The following is a 15,759-nucleotide window of genomic DNA, read 5'->3' on the forward strand; positions in this document are numbered from 1 at the left end:
AGCGACCCGCCGCCCCCAGCAGCCACCGCTGGGGAGAATCTGGGGAGAATGAAGCCGCTCTGGGGAGCGCCTGGGGAGAATCGACCCTGCAAATCGACGTCAGAGTGAAAGCACCGGAAACCCTCATCTCCGCAGGTCAACACGCTCCGGATCGCGATTCCTGCAGGTAAACGCCGCGAGGACGACACCTTCAAGAAGATCTCCTCGTGGGCCGCCATCCTGTTCGCGCCCACGCTGGTGGGAACGATCTACGGGATGAACTTCGAGACGATGCCCGAGCTCAAGTGGGCGGCCGGGTATCCGTTCGCGATCCTGCTGATGGCGGCGGTGTGCGTGAGTCTGTACTTCATCTTCAAGCGGCGGGACTGGCTGTAGTCACGGGCCCCAGCGTATTGATCAACTTGGCGTACGCGGAGTCCCTTTGGAGCCGCTACCGACCCCCTAGGGAGAATCTGGGGAGGATGCGCCGCACTGGGGATTACGCCATCACCTCCCCCATCGGCCGAAAACCCGTTGTCTGCCGGTCGCGCGGGAGGGGACGACTTGGCCGTGTTCGGGTGTGCGGGTTGCGGTGCAGTGCTGACGGCGGAGGTGTCGGAGGTGGCACTGCCGATCCACCTGAGCGACACGCACGGGGACAGGCTGCACCCGCCACTCCTGGAGGCGGGGGCCTACGCCGTCGACCCCGAACCGTACGGTCCACCCTGGCGGCCTTGGCAAGAGATCGGAACGCAGGAGGCGGCAGCGCGAGGGATCTTCGCCCCGTCCGGCAACCTGTCCGACGGACCACCGGACACCGTCCTGCTCGCGCCCGGCGACATACGCGGACTGTTCTGGCACCCTGCCCCCGGCACCACGCCCACCGAAGACGTCCGGGTCCACTACGGCTTCACCGCGGTGTGTGCGGTGTACGCGAGACGGCCTCTCCTTCCTGCCCGACTCTCATTCCTTGCCCGACCACGCGCCCATCGCCGCTGCCTCCTTCGCGTAGATGGCGAAGCGCTTCGAGGGGTGGCCGGTGAGGCGGTGGACGGTATCCGTGGGGTGGGCGTCCCCGAGAGCGGTGAGGGCGGCGAAGGCGCTGATCTCGCGTTCGACGTCCTCCACAGGGCGGCCCTCGGCGCGGCCGGTGGCGCGGTAGGTGTCCTGGTCTCCGTGGAATGCGACGGAGAGATCGGCGGCGCGGCCGATCGTCGCCAGCGCATCCGCGAAGGAGAGGGCCTCGGGGCCGGTCACCTCGTACGTGCGGCTGGTATGGCCGTCCTCGGTGAGGGCGGCGACGGCCACCGCGGCGATGTCGTCCGCGTCGACGAACGTCTGACGGCACTCGCCCAGCGGCAGCGCCAGCGAGCCGTCGAGGACGGCCTCCCGGAAGATGCCTTCGTCGAAGTTCTGGTTGAACCAGTCGGCCCGTACGACTGTCCAGTCCGCCCCGGAGTCACGGACGAGGCGCTCGGCGGCCATCAGCCGCTCGTCGCCCATCTCCTCGATGGCGCGGCTGGACAGCAGGACCAACCGCCGCACGCCGGTCGCGAGCGCCCGCTGGACGAAGTCCGGTGCCAGCGGCAGTTCGTGAGGGAGCATCAGGTAGATGCGTTCGGCGCCGGCGAGCGCCGGTTCCCAGGTGGTGTCGTCGTGCCAGTCGAAGGGGACGTCGGAGTTTCGGGAGGCGGCCCGGACCGGGTGGTGGGCCTCGCGCAGCCGGGCGGCGACCCGGCGGCCGGTGGTGCCGCGGGCGCCGAGGACGAGAACCGGGGCGTGGGGGGTGGTGGGGGGAGCGTCATTCATGCCCGGTGCAACGAGAGAAGTCCCGGCGAGGCACCGGGGCCCGTCACCGTGCCTGGTCGGACTCCATGGCCGCGGACACCTTCTCGCAGAGTTCCGCGAAAAGGGCGCTCTCGCCCTCGGTGAGAACCGCGGCGGCGAGCTGTCCGATGTCGTGGTGGCCGCGGGCGATCCGGGCGAGGAACAGGTGGCCCTCGGGGGTGAGGGAGGTGCTCAGTTCGCGCCGGTCCTCTCCGGCCGCCACCTGCTTCACCAGGTTCAGGTCCTTCAGCACGCGCAGGGCCTTCGACGTGGTCTGCCGGGAGACCTCCAGCACGTCGCTCAGTTCGGAGGGCCGCATGGAACCGCGCGCCCGCAGAAGTTCGAGCGTGTCGTACTGGTGCCAGTTGACGCCCTCGGGGTTGACGCGGGACCGGCGCGCGACGAACAGGCACTGAAGGTGGGTCAGGGCCGCCTGCAGAACGGTCGGCTCCGGATGATGGGTGGGGGTCAAGCCGTCTCGTGGAGTCATGTGCGCTTCCGGTACGGGGTAACCGGTGGGGGGGAACCCCAAGATATCAAGGGGTCGCGGGCCTGGGCCATCGCGGTGGCCGGGAACTGTTTTCCCTGAGGACACCATCTGGGGGCGTAATCGCGCCAACCAGGGGTACCGGAGTGCGAGGGCCGGTCGCGGACGCGCACCGGTCGACCCGCACCGGACGGTCAGATCAGACGATACGGCGACGGGGCTGTACTTCATGCCCTATTCCGTCGGCCGACGTACGCGCGTAAAGCACGGAAAAACCCACTCAACCTGCGGAAAAGCATGGACGTTTGACATCGACGCGAAATCGTGGTTAGCATCGATTTCCATAAGGAAATTACATTTTTTCCCTTCTCCGCTGACAATGCACAAGCCCGAATCAGGTTCTGCACGGAATGCGCGGTGCGCATCCGTGGAACTGCGGGAGCCCTCCCTCCGGACCCCCACCCGAGGAGATCAGCGATCATGGAAAAGAACGTGAATGTCCCGTCCTTATTACGGACGGGAAGTCCACCGACCTCGGCACCTCCTCTCGTCCTGACGACCCTCTTCGAACAGATCGTCCGCGCACACGGCGGGTCCGTCGCCCTTGCGGACGGCACGGAACGGGTCACGTACGACCGCCTCAACCGGCGGGCCAACCGGATGGCTCGGCACCTCCAGGACCGAGGTGTCACCAGAGGCGACCGCGTCGGAGTGCACATGCGCCGGTCCCCCGACCTCTACGCGGTCCTCCTGGCGGTCCTCAAGGCCGGGGGCTGCGTGGTTCCGCTCGACCCCGCGTATCCCCCGGAGTACCTCGCCCGCATCCTCCGCGAGGCCCGCCCGTCGCCGGTGATCTGCGACGACCCCGACGTTCTGCCCCCCGACGTCCGCGACGGCGCGCTCGCCCGGGACGACCTCGTCAGGGGCAGCGAGGGCCTCCTCGACGGCGACCCGGACCCCGGCACCGGCCCGGAGGACACCGCGTTCCTCATGTACACCTCGGGCTCCACGGGCCGGCCCAAGGGCGTACGGATCGCGCACCGCGGACTGGCGCGTCTTGGACCGCACAGCGGTCCCCTCGACATCACCCCCGAGGACGGACTGACCCAGTCGGCCGCGTTCTCGTTCGCCGCATCGACCATCGAGATCTGGCTGGCGTTCCTGCACGGCGCCACCCTGCTGCCCATGCCCCCCGGACTGCCCTCGCTGCCGGACTTGCGCGAGGCCGTCGAGAAACGCGGCGCGACCGTGCTCAGCCTCCCCTGCGGCCTGTTCAACGCCCTGGTCGACCAGGAACCCGAATGCCTGCGTTCGGTGCGGATCGTCCTGCTCAGCGGCGACTTCCCCTCCCCCGACCACCTGCGACGGGCCCTGGCGCACACCGACGCGGTCCTCTACAACGGCTACGGCTGCACCGAGAACTCCTCCATCACCGCCCTGCACCCGCTGACCTCGCCCGCAGACGTCGACGGCGCCGGCGTCGTCCCGATCGGACGGCCACTGCCGGCGGTCGCGCTGGACGTCTACGACCCGCTGATGCGCCCCTGCGCCACCGACGAGGTGGGCGAACTCTGCGTGGGCGGCACCGGTGTGGCGCTCGGGTACGCCGACCAGCCGGAGCTGACCGCCGAGAAGTTCACCCAGGACCCGAACGGTGACGGGCCGCTCTACCGCACCGGAGACCTCGCACGGCGGAACAAGAACGGCGACATCGTGCTGGTCGGGCGGTCCGACAGCATGGTGAAGATCCGCGGGTTCCGGGTGGAGACCAGCGCCGTGACGCTGGCGATGCGCGCCCTCGACGGGATCGCGGACGCCGCCGTGAAGGCGTTCGAGGACGACGACACCCGCGAGAAGCACCTCGTCGCCTTCTACACCACCCCCGACGGCCGCCCGGCCGCCCCGGGGGACCTGGTCCGGGGGCTCTCGGCGGACCTGCCCTCCCACATGGTCCCCTCCACGTTCCGGCATCTGGAGAAAATGCCGACGAACGTGAACGGGAAGATCGACCGCACCGCGCTCACCGTGGGATCCCAGAAGAAAAAGAAAGTCCAGAAGAACCAGAACGAGAATTCAGAGAAAGGCAAGAAGACCATGCAGAACCCCCTCGAAAGTGTCGTCCTCCAGGCCTGGATCGAAATCTCCGGAATGGACGAGTTCTCGACCACCGACTCATTCCTGGGACACGGCGGGAATTCCCTGCACTTCGTGCAGCTGGCCTCCCGCCTCCAGAAGATATTCGGAATCGAGATCACCACCGAGTCGGTCTTCCGGCACGGCACGGTCGAGCAGCTCGCGCGCTTCATCGACGAGTCCCGCGACCAGGCAGCCACCACCTCTTCGTCGTCGCAGGGCTGACGGAGCGCCGGACAGCGACCGGCACGTCGGGCCGGTCGCCCGACGTCCGAGGAGGGTGGCAAACCCGTGAACAACCCCTTGATCACGGCAATTCTGAACCTGGCACGGAGAACACTCCGGGCTCCCGGCCTGGGACCGGACGAGCCCTTCTTGGACCACTGCGACGATCCCGCGCTGCTGGACGAACTGGGCGCGGTGCTGCGGTCCGTGTTCGGCGTCGACCCGCCATCCGACGGTGGCCTTGGCGGGCAGAGCGCGGCGGCGGTGGCCGATCGGCTCACACAGAGCCGGTCAGGCTCCGCCGGGCAGGACGGGCAGGAGGTGACGGCCGGGTCCGCGCCGCGCAGCGGCGGCACGGCGGAGGCCTCGTTCGGCCAGAGCGGCATCTGGCTCATCGACCAGTACCTGCCGACCCCCCAGGCGTACAACGGGCCGTTCCTGGCGCGGCTGCCGTTCCGGCTCGACGGGGACCGGCTGCGCCGGGCCGTCGCGGGGGTGCTGCGGCGCCAGGAAGTCCTGCGCACCACCTACGCGTTACGTGACGCCCGGCTCCTCCAGGTCGTCTCCGACGACGACACGGCCTTCCACTACGGCATCGAGCACTACGGCGACGACAAGGAACTCGACGCGCTCGCCCAGCGGGTGGCGAACACCCGCCTCGACCTGGAGCACGGGCCGGTGCTCTCCGTGACCTGCGCGCTCGGTCCTGGCGGGGAGAGCGCGATCGTCTGCAACATCCACCACATCGCCTCCGACGCCGCCTCGGCCGGTGTCTTCCTGCGCGAACTCCTCGACGCCTACGACCGCATCGGACGGGGCCTGCCGGTGGAGGCCGTGCCGGGACGCCCGCAGTACGCCGACTTCGCGCACTGGCACCGCACGCACCTCACGCCCGAACGCACCACGCGCCTGCTCGACGAGTGGGCCGACCGGCTCGCCGGGGAGCTGCCCGTACTCGCCCTGCCCGCGGACCGGCCCCGGCCCGCCACGCAGGAACACCGGGGCGGCACCGTCCCGTTGCACGTTCCGGCCCCCGTGACCGAGAAGCTGGAACGGCTCGCGGAACGCGAGGGCGTCACGCTGTTCATGTCGCTGCTCGCGGTGTACGGCACGTTCCTCGCCAAGCTGACCCGTCAGGAACGGGTCCTGATCGGCTCGCCCGTCTCCCTGCGGGACGACCCGCAGACCAAGGACCTGGTCGGCTACTTCGTCAACATGGTCGTGCTGCGCCAGAACGTGGCGGGCTCGATGACCGTGCGCGAGGTGCTGGGGCGGGCGCGCGAGGAGGTGGCCGACGCGCTGCGGCTGAAGTGGGCCCCCTTCGACAAGGTCGTCGAGCGGCTGCGGCCCGACCGCGGTGGCGGTCACACGCCCGTCGTCCAGACGATGCTCGTCCTCACCGACCCCGGCTCCGCCCAGGTCACCTACGACGGAACGCCGTTGAGCATCCGGCGGGACATGGCGCACGGCGCCAAGTACGACCTGTCGGTGGTGTTCGCCCGGGAGGCGGACGGGCTGCACGGCAGCCTGGAGTACGACGCGCACCTCTTCGACGAGGCGACTGCGCGGAGCATGGGCGAGCGGCTCGGCCGACTGCTGTCCCGGTTCGCCGAGGCCTCGCCGGACACTCCGGTCCGCGAACTCGGTCTGCTCGCCGCCGACGAGGAGCGGGAGGTGCTGGCCCACGACGACCGCGTGGACCGCTCCGCGCCCCCGGTGCCGGTGGCCGAGCTCTTCGAGCGGCAGGCCACGGCCGCCCCGGACGCCGTGGCCGTCACCGACGGCGGCCGCCGGTGGACGTACCGGGAACTCGACGAGCGGGCCGGACGGCTCGCTCGGGTCCTGCGCGAGGAGGGCGCGGCGGCGGGCCGCCGGGTCGCCATCGCGCTGCCCCGCTCGGTCGACATGGTCGCGGGACTGCTCGCGGTCGTGAAGTCCGGGGCGTCCTACGTCCCGCTGGACCCGTCCCACCCGCCGGAGCGGGTGGCGTACGTCCTCGACGACACCGAGGCACTCCTCGTCCTCACCGACAGCGCCACCGGTGCACAACTCCCGCCCGGGACAAGACTGCTGGAGACCGACCGACAGGCGGAGAGGATCGCAGCGGCCGACCCCGCGCCGCTCGGCCCCGCCCGCACGCCCGACGACGAGATCTATGTGATCCACACCTCCGGGTCGACCGGCGCCCCCAAGGGCGTCGTCATCAAGGACCGCACGGTCGGCAACCTGGTCGCCGCACAGGACCGGGTCTCCCCGTGCGGGGCGACCGGCACCACCCTCCAGTACATGACGCTCTCCTTCGACGTCTCCGTGATGGAGATCCTGGGGACGCTCTGCGTCGGCGGAACGCTCGCCCTGATCCCGGGCGAACTCCAGAAGGACCTGCACCGGCTGGCCGCCTTCGTCGCCGAGCACGACGTCACCCGCCTGTACCTGCCATACATCGCGCTCCAGAGGTTCGCGGCCCTCGCCGTCGCGGAGGACCTGCGCTGCGACGCGCTGCGCGAGGTGACCTCGGTGGGCGAGGCGCTGGTCGTCTCCCCGCAGATCCGGGAGTTCTTCACCCGGCACCCCCGGGCGCGGCTGCTCAACATGTACGGCCCGTCCGAGACCCACCTCGCCACCTGGCACGAGCTGTCCGGCGAACCCGCCGACTGGCCCGAGGCTCCGCCGATCGGGCGGGCGGTCGACGGGATGCGGCTGCGCGTCCTCGGCCCGGACCGCGAACTCCTCCCGCCGGGCGTCACGGGTGAGCTGTACATCGGCGGCCCCCACCTGTCGCCGGGATACCGGGGCCGCCCCGAGGAGACGGCGCGCCGCTTCCTGCCCGACCCCTACGGCGCCGAGGGCGAGCTGGTCTACCGTACGGGCGACCTCGTGCGGTGGAACTCGCGCGGCGACCTGGAGTACCTGGGCCGCGCCGACGACCAGATCAAGATCCGCGGCTACCGCGTGGAGCCGAGCGAGGTGGAGGCCCGCCTCGACGCCCTCGACGGGGTGCGCGACTCGGCGGTGGTCGCGGTGGAGTTCGGGCCCGGCGACCGGCGGCTGGTGGCCGCCGTCACGGGCGACGGCGCCGACGACGGCATACGGCTGCGGGCCGCACTGGCCGAGCGGCTGCCCGAGTACCTGGTGCCCGCGCACCTCGTCCGCCTTGACCGGCTGCCGACCACGCCGAGCGGGAAGATCGACCGGGCCGGGCTGGCCGGGCGACTGGCCCAGGAGGTGCGCGACCGGCGCGCGGACGAAGGATCGGGCACGGCCCAGCCGCCGCGGGCCGGCACCGAACGCGCGATCGCCGAAGCCTGGTCGGACGTCCTGGGCAGCGGCTCCCCCGGGCGCGACGGCGACTTCTTCGCACTGGGCGGCAACAGCATCATCGCTACCGAACTCGTCTACCGGCTGCGGACGTTGTTCGAGGTCGACATCCCGCTGCGCGCTTTGTTCGACAGCCCCACGGTCGCCGGAATGGCCGCGCGGATCGACGAGCGCCGGGCGGGCGGCACTCATGCGTTCACGGAGCCCGCGGCCGACCTGCGCGCCGACGTGACCCTGCCGGACGCCGTCCGGCCCGGCAACCGTGAACCGGTCGCGCCGAACGCCGCGACCCGGATCCTGCTCACCGGGGCGACCGGCTTCCTCGGCAGCTGGCTGCTGCGCGAACTCGCGGCCGTCCCCGGGCACACGGTCACCTGCCTGGTGCGCGCCGACGACGCGGACGCCGCCCTGGCCCGGCTGCACACCACGGCCGACCGGTACGGCATCGCCGGCGGCATCGCCTGGGACCGGGTGCGCGCCGTCCCCGGCGACCTCGCCCGGGACCGGATGGGACTGTCCGACGCGGACCACGCCGACCTGGCCGAGTCGGTCGAGGCGGTCCACCACGCGGCGGCGCACATCAACTTCGTGCTGCCGTACGCCTCGGTGAAGCCGACCAACGTCGACGGGCTGCGTTCCGTCCTTGAGTTCGCCGCCGCGGGACGGCTCAAGCACGTGCACCACATGTCGACCGTCGCCGTGTTCGCCCCCGGCCGCGAGGGCGGGCCGATCACCGAGGAGGCGGTGCCCGGCACGTGTGAGGGGCTCGGCATCGGCTACACGCAGAGCAAGTGGGTGGCCGAGGGCATCGCCCGTCTTGCCCGCGAGCGCGGAATGCCGATGACCGTCTACCGCATCGGCCGGATCTCCGGCGACAGCGTCACCGGCGCCTGCCAGGCCGACGACTTCCTGTGGCGGCAGATCAAGAGCTTCATCGAACTCGGTTCGGCCCCTCCCGCCGAGGAGCTGACCACCGACCTGCTGCCGGTGGACTTCGTCGGCAGGGCCGTGCACGCCCTGTCCCGCGAGCCGTCCGCCGACGGCGCCACGTACCACCTGTTCCACCCGCGCGGCTCCGACTTCACGCCTGTGCACGCCGCCGTCCGCGACTGCGGCCACCCGCTCGACACGGTTCCGGCCGAGGAGTGGCTGACCCGTCTGGAGGACTCGGCCCGTCGCCCCGGGGGCAACGCCCTCGCCGCGGCCGTGCCGCTGTTCCGGGAGGGTGCGCTGGAACTCGGCGACAACACCTACGCCAACGAGCGGACGACCCGGCTCCTCGACCGGCTCGGACTGCACTGGCCCGACATCGAGCGCCGCTCCCTGACCCGCATGATCCGCTGGTTCGAAGCGGCCGGTGAGCTGGACCGCCGGCCCCCCGGGCGCCAGAGCGCGTAGACCGGGCCGCCCAGCGGCTCCCCCCACCCAGACATCCGCAGGCGTCCACCCCCACGTGCCGCCTCCGAACGAAGGCCGACAGCATGCCTCGATACCCCGTTCCGGGTGCCGGACACGACCCGTTGATCGCCTCGATGGTGGCCGGGCTCCCCGCCCGCCAGCAGCCCCGGTGGCCCGACCGTTCCCTGCTGCCCCCGGTCCACGACCGGCTGGCCCGTGAGTCCCCGCTGGTGTCGTACGCGAGCGTCCGCGAGCTGCACACGCTCCTCGCGCGGGCCGCCGAGGGCGAGTTCTGCCTCATCCAGGCCGGTGACTGCGTGGAGCTGACCACCGAGTGCGAACCGCGCGACGTCGCACGCAAGGTGGAGATGCTGGACGTCCTCGGCGACGTCATGCGCACCGGCTCCGGGCTGCCCGTGGTACGCGTCGGGCGGATGGCCGGGCAGTTCGCCAAGCCCCGCTCCGACGACTGGGAGACCGTGCCCGGCGGGCGGCTCCCGGTGTTCCGGGGCCCGGTCGTCAACGCGCCGGACGCCTGCGAGGAGGACCGCACCCCCGACCCGTCCCGCGTCGTCACCGGCCTGGAGGCCGCCCGCTGCGCCGTCACCGCCCTCGACCGGCTCGGCCGCGGCGAGGGCGCCGCACCCGAGGACCGGGTGTGGACCAGTCACGAGGCACTCCTGCTCGACTACGAACTCCCCCAGGTACGGCGGCACGCGGACAGCGGCAGCTATCTGGCGTCGACGCACTGGCCCTGGATCGGCGAGCGCACCCGGCAGACCGACTCCGCGCACGTGCGGCTGATGGCCGAGCTGGACAACCCGGTGGCGTGCAAGATCGGGCCCGAGGCCACGGCCGACGAGGTCCTTGACCTGTGCGCGGTGCTCGACCCGCACCGCACCCCGGGCCGGCTGACCCTGATCGCCCGGTTCGGAGCGGGTCGGGTCGCCGAACTGGCCCCGGTGGTACGGGCGGTCCGGCAAGCCGGGCACCCGGTGCTGTGGATGTGCGACCCGATGCACGGCAACACCGTGAAGACGCCCGACGGGCTCAAGACGCGCCGCCTCGACGCGATCATGTCCGAGATCCGGCAGTGCGTGGACGTCCTGGCCGAGAACTCGGGGCGGTGCGCGGGCCTCCATCTGGAGGCCTCCCCCGACGACATCTCCGAGTGCGAGGGCGCGGGCCGCAGGCCGGCCCGCGGGCCGGGCTACCGCAGTCTGTGCGATCCCCGGCTGAGCCTCGTCCAGGCCGTCGCCGCCGCCGCGCACTGGCGGCTTCCCGTGGGGGCTGTGGCATGACCACTACCCTCACCACCGCTCCGGCGCAGGCCCACGACGTGCTGCTGCCACCGCCGGGCCGGCCCTTCGCGGTGCTGCACCGCCCCGGCGCCGACCGCGCGGCACCGGTGGAGATCCTCAGTGGCCCGGTACGGCGCGCGGGCGACCTGGACACTCTCGAACTGGACCTGGACGGCGGCCCGGACGGCACTCAGACCCTGGTCCTGGCCCCCTACCGGCAGATCCGGGAGCGCGGCTTCGCGCACCCCGACGACGGCGAGCCGCTGCTCGCCATGGAGGTGCGCGAGCACCGGCGCGTCCCGCTCGACCGGCTGCTGGCCTGCCTGCCGGACCGGGCGCCGCAAGTGGAGGAGACCCGCTTCGACGTCGACGACGACGGCTACGCGGCGGCGGTGGACGGCATCGTCCACCGCGAGATCCACCGCGGCGAGGGCTCCAACTTCGTACTGGCCCGCAGTCTGTACGGCAGGATCCGCGCCTTCGACCGCACCGCCGCCCTCGCGGTGCTGCGCGGCCTTATGACGGCGGAGACCGGTGCGTACTGGACGTTTCTGATCTTCACCGGCGACCGGTACTTCATCGGCTCCACCCCGGAGCAGCAGGTGCGCGTGCGGGGCGACCGGGTGGAGATGAACCCGATCAGTGGAACCTACCGGTACCCGCGGACCGGCGCCGACCTGCCGGGGCTGCTGCGCTTCCTGCGCGACCCCAAGGAGACCGACGAGCTCTACATGGTCGTCGACGAGGAACTCAAGATGATGGCGTCCCTGTGCGGCGACGGCGTACGGGTCAGCGGACCGTCCCTGAAGTGGATGTCCCGCCTCGCGCACACCGAGTACTACCTCTCCGGCCACTCGGATCGCCCGCTCACCGAGATCCTGCGCACCACGATGCCCGCGCCGACCGTGACGGGCAGCCCGGTGGAGAACGCCTGCCGGGTGATCGAACGGTACGAGCCGCACGGCCGGGGCTACTACAGCGGGGTCATCGCACTGCTGGGCCGCGCGGACGGGCAGCGGCAGCTGGACGCGGCGCTGACGCTGCGCACGGCGGACCTCGGGGCGGACGGCACCGTGCGGCTGACGGCGGGCGCCAGTGTCGTGCGGGAGTCGGTGCCGGCGCACGAGACGGCGGAGACCACCGCCAAGCTGTCGGGCCTGCTGGACGCCCTGTCGGGGCGGCGGTCGGCGAGGGTCCCCGTCCCGGCGTCCGCCGCCGGTCTTGCCGAGGCAGGTCCGGTGCGCGGCGCGCTGGCCGCCCGCAACGACGGTCTTGCGGCCTTCTGGCTGCGGGGGACCGCTGACGCACCCGCCGCCCGGTCCGTCGCGGGCACCGAGGTCACCATCGTCGACGCCGAGGACGGCTTCACCTCGATGCTCGCCCACCAACTGCGGGCGCTGGGCTGCGCGGTGCGGCTGGTGCCCTGGGCCCGGGCAGCGCGTGCGGGCGCCGCCGGAACGCCGGGCGTGGTTCTGCTCGGTCCGGGCCCGGGCGACCCGCGGGACGAGGCGAACCCCCGGGTGCGCGCCCTGCGGGCCACGGCCGCCGAACGACTCGCGGCCGGTCTGCCGCTGGCGGCGGTCTGCCTGGGGCACCAGGCGGTGTGCACCCTGCTGGGGCTGCGGGTCACCCGGCTGCCCGACCCGGCACAGGGCAGGCGGCTGCGGGTCCCGCTGTGGGGCAAGCCGCGCATGGCCGGTTTCTACAACAGCTACGTCGCGCGGGCCGACGAGGACTGGCTGCGCCCGCAGTTCGGCGGCGGCCCGGTCCAGGTGCAGCTCGTCGGCGACGAGGTGATCGCGCTGCGCGGGCCTGCCCTGTCCACGATCCAGTTTCACGCGGAGTCGTTCCTGACCCAGGACGGCCCCTGCATCCTGGCCGAGTTGCTGACCGGCGCCCTGGCACCGGCCGCGGCGCACCGGCCGGGCGTCCACGACAGCTACGGGGCCGGTGTACCCGGTGTACCCGGCGTACACAGCACCGGCCCCCGGGAGTCCAGGGGGACCCATGAGCATGCCTGAGCGAGGGGGCGTGGACACCGCGCCCCGCCCCATCGACCCTCGTGCCCTGCGCAGTTGCATGGGCCAGTTCGCGACCGGGGTGACGGTGATCACCTGCCGCCGCGGCGACCTCGTACACGGCACGACGGTCAACGCCTTCACCTCGGTGTCCCTTGACCCGCCGCTGGCCCTGGTGGCGCTGGACCGGCGCAGCCGGGCGGGCGCGCTGCTGCGGGAGGACGGCGACTACGTCGTCAACATCCTCGACGCCTCGCAGCGCGACCTGGCGATGCACTTCGCCGGACGGCCCATGGCGGAGCCGGTGCCGTGGGTGGACGAGCAGGGGCCGCACCCGCGGCTTGCGGGCACGGTGGCCCATCTGGTCTGCCGGCCCTGGCAGATCCACGACGGCGGCGACCACACGCTGCACATCGGGAGCGTCGAGGAGTTCGAAAGCCGCCCGGGGCGGCCGCTGTTGTTCCACGGTGGCGCCTTCCCGGAGCTGGTGCCGGACGACTCGCTCGGCGCCTGGTCACTGTGCCTGGACGGCATGGACCCGGTGGCGCACCTCCCACTACACGACGAGCCCAGCAGGGCGGACAGGACAGGGGACTGACGCACATGACGGACACGACGCACAGCACGGACACGGCCGGCGCCCCCGGCCCCGACACCACCGGGGACACCGGACCGCGCCGCAAGACGCGGCCGATGACCGGCGACGAGTACCTGGAGAGCATCCGTGACGGCCGGGAGATATGGGCGTACGGGGAGCGGGTCGACGACGTCACCAAGCATCCGGCGTTCCGCAACACGGCCCGGATGACCGCGCGGTTGTACGACGCGCTGCACGACCCGGAGCACCACGACACGCTGACCACACCGACGGACACCGGCAGCGACGGTTACACGCACAAGTTCTTCCGGGTGCCGCGCAGTGTGGAGGACATGGTCGGCGACCGGGACGCGATCGCCAAGTGGGCCCGGATGACGTACGGCTGGATGGGCCGGAGCCCGGACTACAAGGCGAGCTTCCTCGTCACGCTGGGCGCGAACCCGGAGTACTACGGGGAGTTCGCGGACAACGCCCGCCGCTGGTACACGGAGGCGCAGGAGCGGGTGCTGTTCTGGAACCACGCGGTGATCAACCCCCCGGTGGACCGCGACCGGGCGCCGGACGAGGTCGGCGACGTGTTCGTGCACGTCGAGAAGGAGTGCGACGACGGCCTGGTGGTCAGCGGCGCGAAGGTGGTGGCGACAGGGTCGGCGCTGACCCACTTCAACTTCGTGGCGCACTACGGACTGCCGGTGAAGAAGAAGGAGTTCGCGCTCGTCGCGACGCTGCCGATGGACGCGCCGGGGGTAAAGCTGATCTGCCGTCAGTCCTACGAGCTGGCCGCGAACCGGATGGGCAGCCCGTTCGACTACCCGCTGTCGAGCCGCCTCGACGAGAACGACACCGTCTTCATCCTCGACAAGGTGAAGATCCCCTGGGAGAACGTCTTCATCTACGGCGACACCGCCAAGGCCGGCACCTTCCTGAACACCTCCGGGTTCACGCACCGGCTGACCTTCCACGGAGTGACCCGGCTCGCGGTGAAACTCGACTTCCTGGCCGGCCTGCTGCTCAAGGGTCTGGACGTGACCGGGACGAAGGACTTCCGGGGCATTCAGACCCGGGTGGGCGAAGTGCTCGCCTGGCGGAACATGTTCTGGGGTCTCAGCGACGCGATGGCGCGCAATCCGAACGGCTGGCACGACGGCGGACTGCTGCCGAACCTGGATTACGGAATGGCGTACCGCTGGTTCATGACGATCGGATATCCGCGGGTCCGCGAGATCATTCTCCAGGACCTCAGCAGCGGCCTCATCTACTTGAATTCACACGCCAAGGACTTCAAGAACCCCGAACTGCGGCCGCATCTGGACCGGTACATGCGCGGGTCGAACGGATACGACTCGGTGGAGCGGGTCAAGCTGATGAAGCTGATCTGGGACTCGGTGGGCACGGAGTTCGCGGGCCGCCACGAGCTGTACGAGCGCAACTACTCGGGCAGCCACGAGAACGTGCGTATCGAGCTCTTGATGGCGCAGACGGCGTCCGGCCTTGTCGACGACTACCGGGGTTTCGCCGAGGAGTGCATGGCGGAGTACGACCTGGACGGCTGGACGGCGCCGGACCTGATCGGGCCCGACCAGGCATGAGCGCCGGGGCCGCACGGCGACGGGGGCGGCGGGCGGCAGGTGTCCGCGCCGCCGCCCCCGCGGGGCCGGCTTCCCGCCGGGCGTCAGGGCAGGTCGGGCGCCTCGGGCCGGGTGCCAGGGACGGGCAGGATCACGGCCAGGGTGAAGCCGTCGTAGCCCTTGGCGCCCACCGTCTGGATCGTGGTGGCGCTCACCCGGGGCTCTGCGGCCACCTTCTCGTGGAAGCGCCGCATTCCGCGGACGCCGCCGTCCGGGTTGTCGGCGTCGGCGACCGCGCCGCCGAGCACCACGTTGTCGACGACGATCACGCCGCCGGGCCGGGAGAGTTCGAGAGCCCAGTCGAAGTACTCCGGGGTGTCGGGCTTGTTGGCGTCGATGAAGACCAGGTCGAAGGGCTGCTCCGCGGTCTTCGCGAGGTCGGGCAGGATGTCGAGCGCCCGGCCCACCTTCTGCTCGACACGGTCGGCGACGCCTGCCCGCTCCAGGTGGCCGGCGGCGGTCTCGGCGAACGAGCGCTCCCACTCGATGGTGACCAGCCGTCCGCCGGGCGGCAGGGCGCGGGCGAGCCAGATGGAGCTGTACCCGCCGAAGGTGCCTATCTCCAGAATGCGCTCGGCGCGCTGGACGAGGGCCAGCAGATGCAGCAGCTTTCCCTGGGAGCGGGAGACCCCGATATCGGGAAGATCGAATCCGATGTGCGCCTGGGCGGCGGCGGCAAGCGCGGAATCCTCGTCACCGAGAACCGCGTCGAAGTAGCCGTCCACCGCACTCCATTGATTTTGTGTCATGACTCCACTGTTCCCTGTGCGGAGAACATTCGGTACCCGGACGGAAAAAATTCTGGAAAATCTACGGATTCACTCGGTCCACTTATCTCCGTCGGTTA

Annotated in this window: 9 protein-coding genes and 1 pseudogene; 7 read left to right on the top strand and 3 right to left on the bottom strand. The window is 71.3% G+C overall.

What is annotated here, in order from left to right:
- Positions 1-189: 189 nt before the first annotated feature.
- Positions 190-375 (top strand): annotated as a pseudogene (locus ACWFRJ_RS13785) (CorA family divalent cation transporter); the annotation flags it as partial.
- 567 nt (positions 376-942) lie between these two features.
- Here the strand turns inward: ACWFRJ_RS13785 and ACWFRJ_RS13790 are convergent.
- Positions 943-1,788 carry an SDR family oxidoreductase gene (locus ACWFRJ_RS13790; RefSeq protein WP_453528706.1) on the bottom strand — a complete coding sequence of 282 codons (846 nt, stop codon included), beginning with the start codon at positions 1,786-1,788 and terminating at the stop codon, positions 943-945.
- A gap of 43 nt (positions 1,789-1,831) precedes the next feature.
- Complete coding sequence (locus ACWFRJ_RS13795) at positions 1,832-2,278, bottom strand: MarR family winged helix-turn-helix transcriptional regulator (protein ID WP_453528709.1); 447 nt, start codon at positions 2,276-2,278, stop codon at positions 1,832-1,834.
- 495 nt (positions 2,279-2,773) lie between these two features.
- Here ACWFRJ_RS13795 and ACWFRJ_RS13800 point away from each other — a divergent pair, with 495 nt between their 5' ends.
- The 6 genes from ACWFRJ_RS13800 to ACWFRJ_RS13825 all read left to right on the top strand — a co-directional run bounded on the left by ACWFRJ_RS13800 (position 2,774) and on the right by ACWFRJ_RS13825 (position 14,873).
- Positions 2,774-4,651, top strand: a complete 1,878-nt coding sequence (locus ACWFRJ_RS13800) for a non-ribosomal peptide synthetase (RefSeq protein ID WP_453528712.1) — start codon at positions 2,774-2,776, stop codon at positions 4,649-4,651.
- A gap of 66 nt (positions 4,652-4,717) precedes the next feature.
- Positions 4,718-9,367, top strand: coding sequence for a non-ribosomal peptide synthetase family protein (locus ACWFRJ_RS13805; protein ID WP_453528715.1), 4,650 nt, complete (start codon positions 4,718-4,720; stop codon positions 9,365-9,367).
- A gap of 83 nt (positions 9,368-9,450) precedes the next feature.
- Complete coding sequence (locus ACWFRJ_RS13810) at positions 9,451-10,668, top strand: 3-deoxy-7-phosphoheptulonate synthase (RefSeq protein WP_453528718.1); 1,218 nt, start codon at positions 9,451-9,453, stop codon at positions 10,666-10,668.
- Positions 10,665-12,689: a chorismate-binding protein gene (locus ACWFRJ_RS13815; RefSeq protein WP_453528721.1), complete on the top strand. Its 2,025-nt coding sequence runs from the start codon at positions 10,665-10,667 to the stop codon at positions 12,687-12,689. The genes ACWFRJ_RS13810 and ACWFRJ_RS13815 overlap by 4 nt, the downstream gene beginning before the upstream one ends.
- Positions 12,676-13,284: a flavin reductase family protein gene (locus ACWFRJ_RS13820; protein ID WP_453528724.1), complete on the top strand. Its 609-nt coding sequence runs from the start codon at positions 12,676-12,678 to the stop codon at positions 13,282-13,284. Before ACWFRJ_RS13815 ends, ACWFRJ_RS13820 begins: the two co-directional genes overlap by 14 nt.
- Before the next feature lie 95 nt (positions 13,285-13,379).
- Complete coding sequence (locus ACWFRJ_RS13825; RefSeq protein WP_453529653.1) at positions 13,380-14,873, top strand: 4-hydroxyphenylacetate 3-hydroxylase family protein; 1,494 nt, start codon at positions 13,380-13,382, stop codon at positions 14,871-14,873.
- Positions 14,874-14,956: 83 nt separating this feature from the next.
- Here ACWFRJ_RS13825 and ACWFRJ_RS13830 read toward each other — a convergent pair whose 3' ends face one another.
- The gene (locus tag ACWFRJ_RS13830) at positions 14,957-15,661 is read right to left on the bottom strand and encodes an O-methyltransferase (RefSeq protein WP_453528726.1); all 705 of its coding nucleotides are present in this window, start codon (positions 15,659-15,661) and stop codon (positions 14,957-14,959) included.
- Positions 15,662-15,759: the final 98 nt, after the last annotated feature.

It is taken from the genome of Streptomyces sp. NPDC055239, from assembly GCF_053606205.1.

Excerpts from the sequence above, each read along its gene's own strand:
- ACWFRJ_RS13790 (WP_453528706.1), bottom strand. The coding sequence starts at position 1,788 with ATGAATGACGCTCCCCCCACCACCCCCCACGCCCCGGTTCTCGTCCTC.
- ACWFRJ_RS13800 (WP_453528712.1), top strand. The coding sequence starts at position 2,774 with ATGGAAAAGAACGTGAATGTCCCGTCCTTATTACGGACGGGAAGTCCA.
- ACWFRJ_RS13810 (WP_453528718.1), top strand. The coding sequence starts at position 9,451 with ATGCCTCGATACCCCGTTCCGGGTGCCGGACACGACCCGTTGATCGCC.
- ACWFRJ_RS13815 (WP_453528721.1), top strand. The coding sequence starts at position 10,665 with ATGACCACTACCCTCACCACCGCTCCGGCGCAGGCCCACGACGTGCTG.
- ACWFRJ_RS13820 (WP_453528724.1), top strand. The coding sequence starts at position 12,676 with ATGAGCATGCCTGAGCGAGGGGGCGTGGACACCGCGCCCCGCCCCATC.
- ACWFRJ_RS13825 (WP_453529653.1), top strand. The coding sequence starts at position 13,380 with ATGACCGGCGACGAGTACCTGGAGAGCATCCGTGACGGCCGGGAGATA.
- ACWFRJ_RS13830 (WP_453528726.1), bottom strand. The coding sequence starts at position 15,661 with ATGACACAAAATCAATGGAGTGCGGTGGACGGCTACTTCGACGCGGTT.